General features: G+C 69.2%; 15 protein-coding genes. 7 read left to right on the top strand and 8 right to left on the bottom strand.

The features are described from left to right. Nucleotides 1-58: 58 nt before the first annotated feature. A complete protein-coding gene (locus ACSHXC_RS37285) occupies nucleotides 59-1,675 on the bottom strand; it encodes a phospholipase D-like domain-containing protein (protein WP_438295758.1) in 1,617 nt (538 codons plus the stop codon). 378 nt (nucleotides 1,676-2,053) lie between these two features. Between ACSHXC_RS37285 and ACSHXC_RS37280 the strand changes: the two genes are divergently transcribed. Both ACSHXC_RS37280 and ACSHXC_RS37275 read left to right on the top strand, forming a co-directional pair. Then, nucleotides 2,054-3,319: an APC family permease gene (locus tag ACSHXC_RS37280; RefSeq protein ID WP_438295757.1), complete on the top strand. Its 1,266-nt coding sequence runs from the start codon at nucleotides 2,054-2,056 to the stop codon at nucleotides 3,317-3,319. A gap of 94 nt (nucleotides 3,320-3,413) precedes the next feature. Continuing rightward, nucleotides 3,414-4,199 (top strand): alpha/beta fold hydrolase, encoded by a 786-nt coding sequence (locus ACSHXC_RS37275; RefSeq protein WP_438295756.1) that lies wholly within the window; start codon nucleotides 3,414-3,416, stop codon nucleotides 4,197-4,199. A 37-nt stretch (nucleotides 4,200-4,236) separates the two neighbouring features. Here ACSHXC_RS37275 and ACSHXC_RS37270 read toward each other — a convergent pair whose 3' ends face one another. Continuing rightward, the gene (locus tag ACSHXC_RS37270; protein ID WP_438295755.1) at nucleotides 4,237-5,376 is read right to left on the bottom strand and encodes an FAD-dependent oxidoreductase; all 1,140 of its coding nucleotides are present in this window, start codon (nucleotides 5,374-5,376) and stop codon (nucleotides 4,237-4,239) included. Between the two features lie 97 nt (nucleotides 5,377-5,473). Here ACSHXC_RS37270 and ACSHXC_RS37265 point away from each other — a divergent pair, with 97 nt between their 5' ends. Both ACSHXC_RS37265 and ACSHXC_RS37260 read left to right on the top strand, forming a co-directional pair. Continuing rightward, the gene (locus tag ACSHXC_RS37265) at nucleotides 5,474-6,151 is read left to right on the top strand and encodes a TetR/AcrR family transcriptional regulator (protein WP_438295754.1); all 678 of its coding nucleotides are present in this window, start codon (nucleotides 5,474-5,476) and stop codon (nucleotides 6,149-6,151) included. A gap of 125 nt (nucleotides 6,152-6,276) precedes the next feature. Continuing rightward, the gene (locus tag ACSHXC_RS37260) at nucleotides 6,277-7,194 is read left to right on the top strand and encodes an endo-beta-N-acetylglucosaminidase H (protein ID WP_438295753.1); all 918 of its coding nucleotides are present in this window, start codon (nucleotides 6,277-6,279) and stop codon (nucleotides 7,192-7,194) included. A gap of 50 nt (nucleotides 7,195-7,244) precedes the next feature. Here ACSHXC_RS37260 and ACSHXC_RS37255 read toward each other — a convergent pair whose 3' ends face one another. Together ACSHXC_RS37255 and ACSHXC_RS37250 are read right to left on the bottom strand one after the other, a co-directional pair. Next, a complete protein-coding gene (locus ACSHXC_RS37255; RefSeq protein ID WP_438295752.1) occupies nucleotides 7,245-7,721 on the bottom strand; it encodes a DinB family protein in 477 nt (158 codons plus the stop codon). A 34-nt stretch (nucleotides 7,722-7,755) separates the two neighbouring features. Beyond that, entirely contained in the window at nucleotides 7,756-8,325 is a 570-nt protein-coding gene (locus ACSHXC_RS37250) for a class I SAM-dependent methyltransferase (protein WP_438295751.1), read from the bottom strand. Here ACSHXC_RS37250 and ACSHXC_RS37245 point away from each other — a divergent pair. After that, nucleotides 8,306-8,833 (top strand): helix-turn-helix domain-containing protein, encoded by a 528-nt coding sequence (locus ACSHXC_RS37245; protein ID WP_438295750.1) that lies wholly within the window; start codon nucleotides 8,306-8,308, stop codon nucleotides 8,831-8,833. The genes ACSHXC_RS37250 and ACSHXC_RS37245 overlap by 20 nt on opposite strands. Before the next feature lie 53 nt (nucleotides 8,834-8,886). On the opposite strand, the gene ACSHXC_RS37240 is transcribed toward ACSHXC_RS37245, so the two are convergent. Beyond that, nucleotides 8,887-9,765: an alpha/beta fold hydrolase gene (locus tag ACSHXC_RS37240; RefSeq protein ID WP_438295749.1), complete on the bottom strand. Its 879-nt coding sequence runs from the start codon at nucleotides 9,763-9,765 to the stop codon at nucleotides 8,887-8,889. A gap of 70 nt (nucleotides 9,766-9,835) precedes the next feature. On the opposite strand from ACSHXC_RS37240, the gene ACSHXC_RS37235 reads away from it, so the two are divergent. Continuing rightward, entirely contained in the window at nucleotides 9,836-10,450 is a 615-nt protein-coding gene (locus ACSHXC_RS37235; protein WP_438295748.1) for a TetR family transcriptional regulator, read from the top strand. Here ACSHXC_RS37235 and ACSHXC_RS37230 read toward each other — a convergent pair. From ACSHXC_RS37230 to ACSHXC_RS37220, 3 genes are all read right to left on the bottom strand, one after another. After that, nucleotides 10,437-10,874 (bottom strand): cytidine deaminase, encoded by a 438-nt coding sequence (locus ACSHXC_RS37230; RefSeq protein WP_438297056.1) that lies wholly within the window; start codon nucleotides 10,872-10,874, stop codon nucleotides 10,437-10,439. The two genes, ACSHXC_RS37235 and ACSHXC_RS37230, sit on opposite strands and share 14 nt — an antisense overlap. Before the next feature lie 220 nt (nucleotides 10,875-11,094). Then, nucleotides 11,095-12,171 (bottom strand): alpha/beta hydrolase, encoded by a 1,077-nt coding sequence (locus tag ACSHXC_RS37225; protein ID WP_438295747.1) that lies wholly within the window; start codon nucleotides 12,169-12,171, stop codon nucleotides 11,095-11,097. Between the two features lie 123 nt (nucleotides 12,172-12,294). Next, nucleotides 12,295-14,754, bottom strand: a complete 2,460-nt coding sequence (locus tag ACSHXC_RS37220) for a penicillin acylase family protein (protein WP_438295746.1) — start codon at nucleotides 14,752-14,754, stop codon at nucleotides 12,295-12,297. Between the two features lie 256 nt (nucleotides 14,755-15,010). Here ACSHXC_RS37220 and ACSHXC_RS37215 point away from each other — a divergent pair, with 256 nt between their 5' ends. Next, nucleotides 15,011-15,679: a cutinase family protein gene (locus ACSHXC_RS37215; RefSeq protein ID WP_438295745.1), complete on the top strand. Its 669-nt coding sequence runs from the start codon at nucleotides 15,011-15,013 to the stop codon at nucleotides 15,677-15,679. The last annotated feature ends 57 nt before the right edge of the window (nucleotides 15,680-15,736 follow it).

Here is a 15,736-nt window from a genome sequence, read left to right as displayed (position 1 = left end):
AGTTCCGCCGGACAGGCCCTGGTTCACCAACTCCCCTTATTTCAGGGTGAGTTCAATGTCAGCCCTGGCAGACTCCGCGCTCGTAGTCGACGGTCGCGGAAGCCTTGGAGTACTGCCACTGCGGGGCCAGCAGCTGGGTGTCGAGTTGCTTGGCGGCTGCGGGGCTCTCCACCACGTACCCGAAGTCCTGGAGCCATGCCGGGTAGAGGTTCTTGGATCCGATGTAGAACGCCGAGCCGTCCACGGAGATCAGTTTGTGGTGCTGCGCGTAGGGATGACCGTCCGCCCACTTCGGGCTCGACGAGCTCCGGAAGGTGGCCAGTTGGAGGTTCGAGCACATCGCGGTCCGTGCCGAACCCTGGTCGCCGGTGAGCAGGGCGAGTCGGTCGCGGAGGGTGTCGCTGATCTCGGCGAGTGACTTGATCTGCGAGTATCCGCCGCTGCCCACGGCGCCGCGATTGGCGGGATCGCTGACGACGATGCGGACCTTGACGCCGTCCGCCAGCTTGGCCGCCAGGGCGTCGTACGTGCGGATGTCGTACCGCGGCAGCGGCGGGCAGGTCGCGTTCAGGTCCTGCTGAGAGATCTCGATGTGCCGGCCCGCACTGGAGATCAGTGCCCGCAGGGCGCTCTCCTCCGGGTTGACGGTGTCGTAGTCCCGGTCGGCGTTGGTGTTGTCGTGCAGGCCGACGACGCACTTGGTGTCAGGGGCGCTGGGCAGGGTGGGCCGGAATGCCGATGAGGGGTCGTTGCGCTGGATGCCGACCCCGAGTCCGCCCACCGCGATCACGGGCACGTCACCCGAGGGCGCCGCGGGGGCGGTGTCCCGGGCCAGGGACGGCATGCATCCGGCCCCGTTGGAGGAGGCGAACCAGACGCTGGCGATGTTGTTCTTGTTCCGGCAGGTCCAGGACCACAGCTCGTCCAGATACTTGCCGGCGGAGGCGGCGGCCGGCCCGCTCAGGGCCAGATCGACATCGGAGACCGGATGGGACGTGTCCAGGTAGTCGTCCTTCCAGTCGTTGATGCCTCCCGTGATCACCGACTGGCCGTCGACCACGAGCAACTTGGAGTGGTTCCAGGAGAAGGCGGTCTTCGACGTCGTCATGGACGCGACGTTGAGGGTGACACTGGCCGCGTCCTTACCGAGCCTGCCGACGAGTTCGTCGCGGTACTTCGACGGGACGACGTTCAGGTGGTAGATCGGCGCGGCGCCCACCAGCACGCGCGCCTTGAGCTTGTGGCCGGCCGCTGCCGAAGCCTTGAGCCCGGCCACCACGGCATCCTGGAAGGCGCCGTTGGGGAAGGGCGCGAGGGTGGATATGTCGACGGTTCCGGTCGCCCGGGAGATGTTCTCCGTCATCTTGGCGAGGAGCTGCCGCGTTCCGGGCCGGTCGGCACACGTGGCGTCGCCCCAGCACCCGGGAGTCTGCAGCAGCCAGTCGCCTCCACCCGCTGTCGACGCGTCGAGGGTGTTGCCCCCCGTACGCTCCCAGACCCGCCCTTCGAGTCCCGGAGAGACCTGACGGAGCGCCTGCTCGACGGCGTCCAGGTGCGGGGCGGCCGGCCCCGTAGCCGCCGTAGCGGGGGCCGCGGGCAGCAGGGCGGCCACAACGGCCGGGACAGCGATGCTGAGGACGAGAGCGGACGGGCGCCTTCGCGGATGACGAGCCAATTCGGGATTCCTTGTTCGGGGGAGCGCGGCCGCCACTACCGGCGAGCAGCAAGATCAACTTGCGGAAGCTACCAGCACCACCGCCGGATCGCGGATCTCGGCATGCGCGATCCGGCCACGCGTCAACCGCCTCCACGCGGGGCTTGGAATGGAGAGGTGCGCTCCGCCGATGCCCCTGCCGGGCCGTGTCCGCGCCTTCGACGCGGGCAGGTCGGCACGACCGACTGGCGGGCTCTTGCGAGCAGGCACAGAGTCGCAAGCAGGCACTGCCTCGATGGACGGCGTGCCCCTGCACGACACCTTGACTCGATACCGTGCGCCGGAACCGACGGCCGTACGGATGCGGGGCCCGCGCGGCCACCGCTCAAGGAGTGAGTGTTGAATACGCCAGCGCCCTCAGCAGGTGGCTCCGAGCTGAACCGTCGGCTGGGGGTCTTCGACGCCGTGGTCATCGGACTCGGCTCGATGATCGGGGCGGGGATCTTCGCCGCGCTCGCACCGGCCGCCGGTGCTGCCGGGTCCGGCCTGCTGCTCGGCCTGGCGCTCGCCGCCGTGGTCGCCTACTGCAATGCCACCTCCTCAGCGCGGCTGGCCGCCCGCTACCCCGCTTCCGGCGGCACCTATGTGTACGGGCGCGAGCGTCTGGGGGACTTCTGGGGCCATCTCGCCGGGTGGGCTTTCGTGGTCGGCAAGACCGCCTCGTGCGCCGCGATGGCCCTGACCGCCGGCTCCTACGTGTGGCCGGGGCAGGAGCACGCGGTCGCCGTCGCCGCCGTGGTGGCGCTGACCGCGGTGAACTACGCCGGTGTGCAGAAGTCGGCCTGGCTGACCCGGGCCGTCGTCGCCGTCGTGCTGGCCGTGCTCGTCGCGGTCGTGGCCGCCTGCCTGAGCAGCGGAACCGCGGACGGCACCCGGCTGGACATCGGCACGGACGGCACCGCCGGCGGGGTGCTCCAGGCCGCCGGGCTGCTGTTCTTCGCCTTCGCCGGCTACGCCCGCATCGCCACTCTCGGCGAGGAGGTCCGCGACCCCGCGCACACCATCCCCCGCGCGATCCCGATCGCCCTGGGCATCACCCTCGTGGTGTACGCGGCCGTCGCCGTCACCACGCTGACCGCGCTCGGGGCTGACGAACTGTCAGGTTCCGGTGCCCCGCTGGCCGACGCCGTCCGCGCGGCCGGAGTCCCAGGACTGGCGCCGGTGGTGCGCGCCGGGGCCGCCATCGGCGCCCTCGGTTCCCTGCTGGCCCTGATCCTCGGCGTCTCGCGCACCACCCTCGCGATGGCCCGCGACCGGCATCTGCCCCATGTACTGGCCTCGGTCCACCCGCGCTTCCACGTCCCCCACCGGGCGGAACTGGCCGTCGGGGCCGTCGTCGCGGTACTCGCCGCGAGCGTCGACGTACGCGGGGCGATCGGGTTCTCCTCCTTCGGGGTGCTGGCCTACTACGCCATCGCCAACGCCGCCGCCCTCACCCTCTCCCCCGCCGAAGCCCGCCCACCACGCGCCGTACCCGTCCTCGGCCTCACCGGCTGCATCGCCCTGGCCTTCGCCCTGCCACCCGCATCAGCCGCCTCCGGCGCGGCGGTCCTCGCCCTCGGCGCCGCCCTCTTCGTCCTGCGCAAGGCCATCAAACGCGTCTGAGCACTCCTCGACCGTGACAGCGAAGCGAGAGTGGGACGTCTGACGTTCCCTTGTCCGGGTGGCGCATGCGCCGTCGTCCTGTCAGCATCTGCGGATGCACATATGCCCAGACGATCTTGGCCACCTTTCCTATGTCCTCGACGGCGACGGACCGCCCCTCGTGCTCGTGCACGCCGGCGTCGCCGATCACCGTATGTGGGATGCGGTCGTGCCCGCCCTCGCCGAAGAGCACACCGTCATCCGCTACGACTTGCGCGGCTTCGGTGAGTCGGAACCCCCGACCGGACCGTTCAGCGAGGGCGACGACCTGCGCCGGCTCCTGGACCACCTCGGCCACGAGCGTGTCCGGCTCGTCGGCGCCTCCTGGGGCGGGCGCGTGGCGGTGGACTTCACGCTCACCAACCCGGACCGGGTGCTCTCCCTGGCGCTGCTCGCCCCGCCGTGGCCGGGATACGACTGGTCCGCGGACATGGTCGCCTACGACGAGGCCGAAACAGCGGCCCTGGACGCGCACGACCTGGACGCCGCCGTCCAGGTGAACCTGGACATGTGGCTGCGCGGGCCGGCCCGCGGATGGGAGGACGTCGCCCCGGGTCTGGCCGACCAACTCCGCGGCCCGGTAAGGACGTCACTGGTCAACCAAGACATCGTGGGCAAGCACTCCCAAGGCCCCGGCAACGGTGACCTCGCCGCCATCTCCGTCCCCACCCTCGTAGGGATCGGCAAGCTCGACGTCCCCGACTTCCAGGACATCGCCCGCCGGTACGCCGCCGAGATCCCCGACAGCACCCTGGTCGAGTTCTCTGCCGCCGCCCACCTCATCGCACTGGACGCACCCACCGAACTCACCGCCGCATTGCGCTCGTTCCTCGCGCGTTGACGCTTGGACGGCAAGTACGTCGGGCGGTACGGAGTCCTCAGAGGGCTCCCTCGGCGGCGGTGCCGGTGAAGAGGTCGACCATTCCGTACGGCGCCCGGTCACCGACGCAGAGCTCCAGGATCAGGTGCGCCTTCGCGGCGGCCGACTCGCTGCGCGGGAACAGCGTCTCCTCGTAGGAGGTGAGGGCCGCTTCGATGTCGCCGGGGTGCGCCGAGATCGCCTGGCCGAGCTCGGCGGCGTCGAGCATCGCCAGATTCGCGCCGTCCCCGGACGGCGGCATCAGGTGCGCGGCGTCGCCGAGGAGGGTCACACCGGGCACCCGGTCCCAACTGTGGGCCTTCGGGAGCACATGGATCATGCGCGGGACCGGCGCGGTCTCGCCGTCGGTGATCAGGGCGGTGAGCTCCGGGGCCCATCCACCGAACTCGGCAGCGACGCGAGCGGTCGCGGCTTCGGAGTCGGCGAAGTCGAGGCCGGCGATCCATTCGGCGGGGCGGTTCAGCTGGACGTATGTGTGAAGGACGTTCCCCGCCTCGCGGTGCGCGGCGATCCCCTTTCCCGGGGCCGACGCGAACATCGAGCCGGCGCCGACCGCCTTGGCCGCCGCGGAGTGGCGTTCGTCGGCGTCGTACAGGTAGGTCTCGACGAACGTGGTGCCCACGTACTCGGGCCTGGCGTCGGACAGCAGCGCCCTGACCCTCGACCAGGCGCCGTCCGCGCCGACGAGGAGTTCGGTGCTCACGCCGGATCCGTCCGCGAACGTCAGCTCATGGCCGCCGTCGCCGAGTGCCGCCACACCGGTGAGCTTCTTCCCCCACCGGACGGTCTCCCCGGGCAGGGAGTCGAGGAGGACGCGCCGCAGGTCCCCGCGGAGCACCTCGGGCCGTCCGCCGTTCCCGTCGTCGGGTTCGTCCAGGAGCACCTTTCCGTGCTGGTCGAGTACGCGCAGGGCCTCGCCGCCCTCGTGGATGATCGCGCGGAACTCGGCGGTGAGGCCCGCCGCCTCCAGAGCGGCCTGCCCGTCGTGCTCGTGGATGTCGAGCTGGCCGCCCTGCGTGCGGGTGGCGGCCGAGGGCTCCGCCTCGTAGACCGTCGCGGGGATTCCGTGGAGATGGAGGACGCGGGCGAGGGTGAGGCCGCCGAGGCTCGCGCCGACGATGGTGACGGGTGTCGTCATCAAGGGATTCCTTTCGCATGCATGCCTGAAACATGACTGGAACGCTGTTCCAACAGTCACCTTGGAACAGCGTTCCAGTCATGTCGAGATGGTGCTCATGACGACGAAGACCCAGCGGACCGAACGGCGCACGGACGCACTCTCGAAGGAGCGGATCGTCGAGGCCGCGATCGAAATCCTCGACACCGGCGGCGAGAGTGCTCTGACCTTCCGCGCGCTCGCGGCACGCCTGGCCACCGGGGCCGGGGCGATCTACTGGCATGTCGCCAACAAGAACGAGCTGCTCGCGGCCGCCGGCGACGACGTCATCGCCCGCGCCATGACGACCGACATGACCAGTGGGCCGGAGCCCCGGGAGGAGATTCGGGCCATCGCCCGCGGGGTGTTCGACGCCATCGACGCGCACCCCTGGGTGGGCACCCAGCTCGCGCGCGAGCCCTGGCAGTCCGCACTGCTCCAGATCTTCGAGGGCATCGGCGGCCGGCTCCAGGCGCTCGGCGTCCCCGAACGGTCACTGTTCGACTCCGCGTCAGTGCTCGTGAACTACATCCTCGGCGTCGCCGGGCAGAACGCCGGGAACGCCCGCCTCGTCGCGCCCGAGACGGATCGCTCCGCCTTCCTCACAACCGTCGCCGCACGATGGGCCGAACTCGACCCCGCGGAGTACCCGTTCATGAGCCAGGTGGCAGCGGCACAGCTGCCCGGGCACGACGACCGCGAGCAGTTCCTCGCCGGCATCGACCTCATCCTGACGGGCATCACCGCCGCCCCCTAGGCGGCCGCGCGAGACGGCCCCTCACCGAATAGCGCCCCGCGCCGCCTGGCAGATTTGGCATGATCCTGCCACTCTTCCTGCGAACGGTTCATGAAGCAGGTCCACGCGACAGGAGGCTGATGAACATGCGCGTATTCGGTCGGGGCAGAGTGCGGACGGCGGCACTCGTGCTCCTGGCGGCCGCTGCACTGGCGGGCGGCACAGCGGCGACCGCCCCTGCGTCCGCGGCCCCCCACACCGCGAAGAAGGGGCCGACCTCGGTGGCCTACATCGAGGTGAACAGCAACAGCATGCTCAACGTCGGCAAGTACACACTGGCCAACGGCGGCGGCAACGTATTCGACGTTGCCGTCATTTTCGCGGCCAACATCAACTACGACACCACCAAGAAGTCGGCATACCTGTACTTCAACGACAACGTGCAACGCGTCCTCGACAACGCGCAGACCCAGATCCGCCCGCTGCAGGCAAAAGGCATCAAGGTCATGCTGTCGGTACTCGGCAACCATCAAGGAGCCGGCTTCGCCAACTTCCCGTCCAGGACGGCGGCGACGGCGTTCGCCAAGCAGCTGTCCGACGCCGTGAGCAAGTACGGACTTGACGGCATCGACTTCGACGACGAGTACGCGGAGTACGGAAACAACGGCACCGGCCAGCCCAACAGCAGCTCGTTCGTCTACCTGGTCTCCGCATTGCGCAACAGCATGCCCGGCAAACTCATCTCCCTCTACAACATCGGCCCCGCGGCATCGCGACTGTCCTACGGCGGTGTGAACATCTCATCCAAGTTCAACTACGCCTGGAACCCGTACTACGGCACCTGGGGTGTTCCGGGCATCGCGCTGCCCAAGTCGGCCCTCTCGCCTGCTGCCATCGACATCACGGCGACGCCCACGAGCACAGCGGCGAGCCTCGCCAGGCGAACGGTCGGTGAGGGCTACGGCGTCTACCTCACGTACAACCTGGACGGCTCCGACCGGCACACCTACATCTCCAGCTTCACCAAGCAGTTGTACGGCAGCGACGCCGTCTACACCCCGTAAGGCCCCGTGCCGGCACCCGCCAACAGGCAGTACCTTCAAGGAACTTGGGGTCAGCGACCGGCCGTGCCGTCGATCAATTCGCGGAGGATGTCCGCCTGGCCGGCGTGGCGGCCCGTCTCCTCGATCATGTGGGTGAGTGCCCAGCGGATGCTGGGAGCGGGGTGTCCCGGTTGTCGTCGGGGAACCGGTGCGCCGAGGTCGGTGCACCGGTCCAATACTTCGTTCGCGCGCTCCACGGTCTTCCGGTAGCGGGCGACGACGTCGGCCCCACGGTCGGCCCGTGCGACCTCGAACGTCCCCTGCCAGTCGGTGACTTGCTCCCCGAGGAACATTGCGCGCTCTACGAAGGTGAGGTGGTTGAGCAGGCCGAGCAGGTTCGTGCCCGACGGCACTCCGGCCGTTCGGACCTGTGGTTCCGGGCAACCGTCGACCTTCGCGGCGATCGAGGTCCGCGGGTAGTCCAGAAAGCCGAGCAGGGTTTCGGTCTCGCTGTTTCCGGTCCGGGGCGGCGGGGTGTCACGAGGCATGTGGGTATCCCCCTGTCCTGTAGGTGGGAACGTCTCAGGCGGTGCGGCAGACGAGCAGGACGTTATCGATGACCTGGGCGGTCCGCCCGTCCGGTCCGGTGGCCGTCCGGTGGGGTGACTCGGCCCGCTCGACCGTCCACACAGCCGGGTCCAGATCGATACCCGTGGCGACTTCCGCGGGGGTCGGGTAGTGCGCGTCGGGATCCTGGTTCCACGACCACGGCGCGGTCGAGCCATGGTCCACGACCAGCAAGTGCCCGCCCGCGCGGAGCGCGTGCGCGGCCCTGCGCAGGACGGTCGGCCTGTCCAGGTCGAAGGGGGTGTGCAGGTAGTGGGCGCAGATCAGGTCGAACTCGCCCTCCGGGAAGGAGTCGTGCAGGTCATGCTGTACGGCCACGACCCGGTCACCCGGGCCGCCCGAGCGGGCAAGGCCGGCGAGCCGCTCGACCGCCACGGCCGAGATGTCGACGGCGGTGACGTGCCACCCCTGCCGGGCCAGCCACAGCGCGTCGCCGCCATTGCCGCATCCGAGGTCCAGCGCGTCGCCGGGCGGCAGGCCCGTGGCCGTTTCGGCGAGGCGGGCATTGGGCCCCGACCGCGGCATCACCCTCGCCGACCTCGCGGCGACGACCGGTGTCTCGGAGAGCACCCTGTCCCGCCTGGAGAGCGGACAGCGCCGGGCAACCCTGGAGTTGCTGCTGCCGCTGTCCCATATCTACGACGTTCCGCTGGACGACCTCGTCGGCGCCCCGCCCACGGGGGACCCCCGGATTCATCTGAAGCCGATCAGCCGGTTCGGGATGACATTCGTGCCGCTCTCCCGGCGGCCGGGCGGGGTGCACGCGTTCAAGATGATCATCCCCGGCCGCCCGGAGCCGCTCGAACCGAACCCGCAGACACATGAAGGCTTCGAGTGGCTGTACGTGCTCAACGGCCGCCTGCGGCTGGTGATCGGTGAACGTGACCTCACGCTGCCGCCCGGCAAGGCGGCCGAGTTCGACACATCCCTGCCGCACTGGCTGGGCAGCGCCGACGGCGCCGCGGTCGAACTCCTCATCCTGTTCGGCCTGCAAGGGGTGCGTGCCCACGTACGCTCCGGGTCACATTCGTAGCCTCGCGGGCATGGGCATGTGGCGCGCGCTCAAGGTGTGTGAGCTCCACACCGTCAGCGCGTCAGGAAAGCACCTAGCGCAGGGATCAGCGCCGCCGGATTGTCCTCCTGGACGTTGTGTCCCGCGCCCGGCACCACCACGAGTCCGCCGTCGGGAACGCACCCCACCAGGCGTTCGGCGGTGGACTGTGACAGCACCCTGCTGCGCCCGCCACGTACGAGGAGTACCGGCAGGCCCGCGAGCTGCGCTGCGAGGCGTTCGATGGCGTCGAGAATCGCGGGGAAGTCGGGTGGCCGCGGATCGCCCTTCGGCACCCAATCGCCGTCGGGCGCACGGCGGAACAGGGTGCTCATGCGGTAGGCGACGCTCGCGCGGCCGGCCCGCGGGTTGACCCGCATCGCGGCGTCCACCACCGCGTCGAGTTCGGCGACCGGTCCAAGGCCTGCCATGAAGGCCCGCATGCACCCTGTGCTCTCAAAGTCGACTCCGGGTGCGACGTCGATCAGTGCCAGCCGCTCGACACGACCGGGGTACGCGTCGGCGACGTGGGCGGCGACCACGCCTCCGAGCGACATGCCGACCAGCCGCACCCGGTCGAAGCCGAGGTGGTCGGCCGCGGCGACGATGTCCTCGGCCATCGTGCCGATGCGGTAGTCGTCCGACCAGTCGCTGTCACCGTGGCCGCGCAAGTCCAGGGCGACGAGCCGCGCCGCGCCGCGCAGGCCCAGGCAGACGAAGTCCCAGGTACGCGCGCTCAGTCCACCGCCGTGCAACAGGAGCACCGCGGGTCCCGGTCCGCCCCAGTCGAATCCGTGCAACCGGCAGCCCGCGCGGGAGTAGAAGATCTCGGACGGCGGTGCCGGATCGTGGATCCGTACCCCCATCGAAGCCGCCAGCCCGGTCATCGACGGGACCGTGGTCCGTCCTTCCATCAGGCACCCCCTTACCTTGACCCATCAAGGTAAGCATCATTGCCTTGATGGGTCAAGGTAAGGTTGGCGGGTGGCCAACCGCGTACGACGCACACCCGCTGAGGCCAAGCGACTGATCCTGGAAGCCGCGGGCAGACTGCTCGCCACGGGCGGTCCCGCGGCCGTGCAGGTGCGGGCCGTGGCGGCCGAGGTCGGCGTGTCCGATGCCGCGGTCAACCACCACTTCGGCACCCGTGAACAGTTGCTGTCAGCGCTGTTGCGCTTCGGGGGCACGAAGCTCAAGTCCCAACTGCACGCCGCCTTGGGCGCGTTGACCGACGGACCGGCCGATCCGGCCGAACTCGTACGCGTGCTGGCCGCGCTCTATGCCGACGGCTACGCCGAACTGGCCCTCGCGCTGCACCAATCGGGCTGGCGGGACACCGGCAGCGGCATGCTCGACGAGATCGTGGACCGCCTGCACACCCAGGCCCGGGCCGACTGCGCGGCCACCGGCCGGACACCCCCCACCCGCGAGGCCATCCAACTCACGGTGGCCGCCCTGCATCAAGCCGTTGCGACGGAGCCGTTGTTCGGTGGCGAATTCCGCCGAAGCGTCGGCCTGGACGCGGCCGCGCGCGATCGCATGCTCGGCTGGTGGACCGAGACCCTGCGCGCGACCGTCGCCGGTGTCAGCTCGCGCTGAGCGGAGTGCTCGGCTCGGCGTCGAGTTGGTGGTCGGCCCAGACGTAGGTCTCCGGGAGCAGGTCGGCGATGGAGACGGTGCGGAGTCGATCCCCTGATCCGACGATGACCTTCAGGCCCGGGAAGTAGTCGAACAGGACCTGGCGGCATCGGCCGCACGGGGAAACGACCCCCCGGTCGCGGTCCCCCACGGCGACGATCGTGTCCAGCTCGTACGCGCCCTGGGCGGCCGCCGTGCCGACGACGACCAGCTCTGCACAGGGGCCGCCGGTGAAGTGGTAGGCATTCACCCCGGTGATGATCCTGCCGTCCCGGGCTCGGGCCGCGGACGCCATGGTGTGGTTGTCGCCGCGGCACCGGGTGCGCGCGATCCGGGCCGCGGCCTCGATGAGTTCATGGTCGACGGGCTGGGGAGGTGTGGGCATCTTCTCTGCTTTCGTACGGTGTCGGGCTGCGGGCGGCCAGCGAGCCCCGGTGCGCCGGAGCCGTTGCTCGGGAGGCGGCCACACGAGTGTGGCATCCGCGGTCGGCAGCTCGTCGAGGCCCGTCTCCGGCCTGCCCACCCCGGATCCCTTGGCACGCTTCTGGTCCACGGGCCGGACCTGGTGGTGGGCAGTGCCGCCCGCTCCTGACGGTTCTGGACGGTCAGGAGGCGAAGGACCTTTCCAGGCGGGGAATCAGGTCTCGGAGGTCCTGTTCCCAGCAGCCGCCGTTGTGGCCGCCGTTGCACTGGGTGCCCCAGGCGGCGCCGTCGCCGTAGTCGACGTAGTAGTAGGACATGCCGAGTGCGTCCATGCGGTCCTTGACGTGTTTCGAGGCGCCTTCCAGCCAGAACTCGGGCTCGGTGGCCGAGCCGCGTCCGTTGCCCACGTAGATGGAGACCCCGACTCCCTTGAGTTTGTCCATGTGCTGGGACGGGTCGACCTCGTTCCAGCGCCAGTCGGCGTTGAACACCGGATAGGGCGAACCGAACAGAGCGTCGCTGTCCACGCCGGGCTTGTAGGGGTCGTTGTTGGGGTCGCAGGCGCCGGAGGACGAGCCGCAGATCACCCCCTGCGCGTCGATGAGTGAGGCGACGGTGGCCAGGCGCAGGTCCATGGAGTCGGCCGACATGTCGATGTCTCCCGACAGGGACGCGGTCTGGCTGAACAGTTCGGGGTGGTCCTGAGCGTAGTGGAACGCCCCGAACCCGCCCATGGAGACACCGGCGATGGCCCTGGCCTTCTTGGTGGCGACGGTGCGCAGGTTGGCGTCGATGAACGGGATCACCTGCTTGAGGTGGAAGTTCTCCCAGTTCTGGGCACCCGCCGCGGTGTTCTGGTTGAGCCAGTTCGCATACCAGCCCCGGGCGCCGCCGTCCGGGATGACGGTGATCATCGAGTTCGAGGTGGTCAGCGCCGGATACGTCTGCTGGATGGGGTCGTCGGGAGACCCGTGCAGGAAGTACAGCACCGGGTATCGCCTGGCCGGGTCGTCGTAGTAGCCGCTCGGCAGAATGATTTTGATGTGGTGCTTGCCCGCGACCTCGGGCGTGGTCACGGTGATGTAGAAGTTGGTGGGACCACCGGTCGCCGTGTCGACCTGGGTCAGACCGAACCCGTCCGTCATCGGCGGCGGCGCGGTGCGGTCGGCTGCCTGTGCCGAACCTGCCGGCAGGGCCATCCCCACCAGGGCGGCCGTCAAGGCCACCACTATGCGCCATCTACTCGATTTCCTCAGCACAGCAAGCTCCCTCGTGAGCGTCGTCGTTGCGCGCGCGGAACGTATCGGGAGGTGATGACATCCCGATGAAATGGCACGCCGGAGACCGTCGTCGAGGTCCCGGCGTGCCGCTGTGTCCCGGTCTCAGTCCAGGACCTTGACCTCCAAGGCCGGTGAGGCCGCGATCTGGTCCTCCGTGAACCGCTCGGTCACCCACTGGCCGGCCGAGAACAGCTTGGTCTGATCCGCGTAGTGCGGCGAGTTCGGGTTCGCCGACTGCGAGTAGGCAAGCACCGAGGAGGTCTGGGGCGGGCCGTCGGCGGTGAACCGTACCGCCTGGATGAAACTCGACCCGAACGTGATGTCCAGCTTCCCGTCGACCACACCCGGAGTCACCACGTTCAGCACGCCGAGTTCACTGATCGAGCCGTGGATCGGGATCTGCTGGCCGTTGCGGGTGATCTTCTGGACGTCCGACAGCGGCGCGTTCAGGGGAACTCCCGCGTTGCGCAGCGCGAGCACCGCCCGGCCGAACGCGTCGCGCACGGCGGAGCTTCCGGGGTCCAGCGAATTCGGCGTGTGCACCGGGTCCTTGGGGTCGAAGGGGACCTTCCACGGCAGTTTCTCGACCGCCTGCCCATTGAGCAGGAAGGCCCAGTAGTTCTCGAAGAGCCAGGATCCCCTGCTGTCCGCCGAGTAGTTGTGGTCCTTCCAGGCCGCGAGGATCGGGCACGCCTCGCTCACGTTGACGAGGTAGCCGTCCACCAGGATGAGCCCGAAGGGCTGGCTCTGACACATCGTCACCGTGGCATCGAGCGCCAGGTCGGCCGCCCTGCTGTTGTCGGCGAACAGCAACTGCCGCATGTTCTCCGGTGTGAAGCCTCTGCCCGGCAACCCGTCGGTCCCGTTGATCCGGTTCTGCGCGGTCAGGATCAGCTCCTGGGTACGCAGCGACCGGGGCGCGGCGGCATCGCCCAACACCCTGGGGTACGACAGCGGCTGCTCGGGGTTGGCCAGCCAGGCGCTGTCGTTTGCGTTGCCCACGAAGTCGGACCGGATCAGACGCGGCTGCTTGTGCGGGTCGAGAAGTCCTGGGGCAACCGCGTTCGGGTCGTCGGGCCAGTCGCACGCCCCGCGCTTGCCGTCGAAGATGGAGATCGGCGGCACGTTCGGCAGCCTCAGTGACTGGTTCCACAGCAGCTTGCCGGTCTCGGTGAGGCACGACTGGGCGTGCTCGTCGGTGATGTTCGGAGTGGCCTGGATGTCCGCGTACAGGGCGTTGCCCTTGCGGTCGGAGGCGACGGTGTTGAAGAAGGGGATACCCTCCGTGGTCTCCAGGGTGTTCACCACCTGGTTGACGTCCTTGGCCTGGTCGAGGTGGAACCAGGTGTTCATCGCCCGCAGGTTGTCCATGTTCGCATCGCGTACCGCGTGCGCACTGACCACCCACGGCAGCGGGACACCTTGCACGGATGCGGTGATCGGGCCGTACCGGGTGGACCACAGCGTCCTGCTGACCTTGCCGAGGGAACCGTCCGTGTTCAGCACGTCCACACTGACCTGCTGCGAGGTCATCTTCTGCCAGGCGCCGTCGACCAGGTAGTTGGTCGGGTTCAGCGGGTCCACCTGTACGTCGAAGAGACCGAAAGGAGCCACCGTGGCGACCGTGTGGCTCCAGGCGACGTCGTCGTTGTGCCCGATGTTCACCGCGGGGAACCCGAGCAGGCTGGCCCCGGAGACATTGGCCTTGCCCGGGATCGTCAGCTGGCTCTGCCACATGCGGTTCTTGCCCTGCCACGGGAAGTGCGGGTTGGCCAGCATCATGCTGGTGCCTGCGGACACCCCCTGCGAACCCACCGCCAGCGCGTTGCTGCCCATGCTCTGCTGTCGGCTGACGGCCATCGCGTCGCGGATCTTCTTCGCGGTCTGCTCGGGCGAGGACGCCTTCGGTGCGGCGGCCGATGCCCCCGGGGGCTGGGCGGTCACCTCGCCGTTCAGGAGCGGATCGGCGCTGCCCATGATGATCTCTGCGTGCGCGTGCCGGTAGACGTCCAGCTCCGTGATCGGCTTCACCCAGGCCGCGCCGCGGCAGGCCGGGTCGGAGATGTTGCTCACGCCCGTCTCGGCCAGGTACCTGTTGTACCCCTGGACGTAGCCGTGAATGGCCTCTTTGACCTCCGGCTCCGGCCCGTTGGGGGCGGGCTGGTCGAGCAGCCGCTCCACCACCCGGTTGTCGTTGATGCGCTGGAAGTACAGGTCGCTGTTGAGGTTGGTGGTGGTGTTCTGGGTCTCGCCGGGGCTCGCCTTGCCGTCGGGCCCCAGGTAGCGGGACCTCTGGGCGTTGACCATCAGATAGGTGTCGGCCAGGGTGCAGATGTTGTCCTTGGCGGCGGCGTATCCGTAGCCCGTTCCCAGTCCCTCCCAGTTCGAGGCGATGATGTGCGGGATGCCGTATTCGGTGTAGCGGATCGTCGGTCTGTCCGGGCCCTGTGCGGCGGCCGTTGCCCCGGCGCCGGGCGCCCCTGCGCCCGTCATCGTGCCGATCACCGCCACGGCGGCCGCGACCGCCATCGGCAGCCTCGCTCTGAATCTCCTCCGCGCCATCGAGCCGTCCTTCCCCTGTGCTCCAGGCCCTCGCCTGAACGCGGACACGGTAAGGAGGACCGATGAAATCTCGATGGAGCCGCTGCGGACACTGCCTGCCCAGGGCGTTTGCGTCCGTGCCCCGGTACGCGCCCCGCTCGGGCGGGGGGTTTCATCGGGATGTCATCGACCGCTGCCACTGTCGTCCGGTGACCTTGGCCGGCGGCGTTCCGCATCGGGAAGCGGACGCGTGAGCCAACTACCTGGGGAGGATCGAATGCGAGCCAGCAGGATCAGGGCCGCGTTAGCCGGGCTGCTGCTGACAGTCGGGGTTTCGGCGGCGCAGGGAGCCACGGCACACAGCGCCACAGCGCAGGCTGCGGCTTCGTGCGACGGCACCTACACGATCGTGGTCGGGGGCACGTGGAGCACGTGGGACAACGACCGATTCACGGGCAACATCCAGCAGCACGTGGGGTACGCCAGCCAGGTCCCCAGCGGTGCGAGCGTCCGGTCGGGCGTCAACGAGCTCAACCGCCTGGTCCGGGACCAGCGTGCCGCGTGCCCCGGCCAGCACGTCAAGATGGGCGGGTACTCCTTGGGTGCCGCAGTGGTGCACGTCTGGATCAGCGAGAACTGGAGGTCGTTCGGCAACGTCAACGCCGTTCTCCTCGCGGACCCCAAGCGTCAGGGCGGTCCCGGCACCAACGGCAGCGCCGCGCCGTTCGGCGGCATCATCGGCCCCCCGCTCTCAGGCAGTGACCGGGACTTCGGCAACGTGCCGGTCAAGTCGATCTGCTACTGGGACTACATCTGCGACGAGTCCGCCGGCATTTGGACCTACCCGAAGAACCACAACGACAACTACTGGCCGGACTTCAACATGGATCACCACAACGACGACGCCAACGAGCAGTGGTACAACGGCGCCTGGTATCCCTGGTAACCACGATCAGGTGTGAGGCAGGGGTAGGGGCCACCGTCACCGTGGCCCCTACCGCGG

The sequence above is a fragment of the Streptomyces sp. HUAS TT7 genome, from assembly GCF_051550175.1.
Classification (GTDB): Bacteria; Actinomycetota; Actinomycetes; order Streptomycetales; family Streptomycetaceae; genus Streptomyces.
The sequence above is the reverse complement of the archived record's forward strand: the minus strand, read 5'-3'. Positions and strand labels throughout refer to the sequence as shown.

Coding starts and splice junctions, on each gene's coding strand:
- ACSHXC_RS37240 (WP_438295749.1), bottom strand. CDS start 9,765: ATGGAAGGACGGACCACGGTCCCGTCGATGACCGGGCTGGCGGCTTCG.
- ACSHXC_RS37250 (WP_438295751.1), bottom strand. CDS start 8,325: ATGCCGCGGTCGGGGCCCAATGCCCGCCTCGCCGAAACGGCCACGGGC.
- ACSHXC_RS37265 (WP_438295754.1), top strand. CDS start 5,474: ATGACGACGAAGACCCAGCGGACCGAACGGCGCACGGACGCACTCTCG.
- ACSHXC_RS37220 (WP_438295746.1), bottom strand. CDS start 14,754: ATGGCGCGGAGGAGATTCAGAGCGAGGCTGCCGATGGCGGTCGCGGCC.
- ACSHXC_RS37215 (WP_438295745.1), top strand. CDS start 15,011: ATGCGAGCCAGCAGGATCAGGGCCGCGTTAGCCGGGCTGCTGCTGACA.
- ACSHXC_RS37270 (WP_438295755.1), bottom strand. CDS start 5,376: ATGACGACACCCGTCACCATCGTCGGCGCGAGCCTCGGCGGCCTCACC.
- ACSHXC_RS37260 (WP_438295753.1), top strand. CDS start 6,277: ATGCGCGTATTCGGTCGGGGCAGAGTGCGGACGGCGGCACTCGTGCTC.
- ACSHXC_RS37275 (WP_438295756.1), top strand. CDS start 3,414: ATGCACATATGCCCAGACGATCTTGGCCACCTTTCCTATGTCCTCGAC.
- ACSHXC_RS37230 (WP_438297056.1), bottom strand. CDS start 10,874: ATGCCCACACCTCCCCAGCCCGTCGACCATGAACTCATCGAGGCCGCG.
- ACSHXC_RS37255 (WP_438295752.1), bottom strand. CDS start 7,721: ATGCCTCGTGACACCCCGCCGCCCCGGACCGGAAACAGCGAGACCGAA.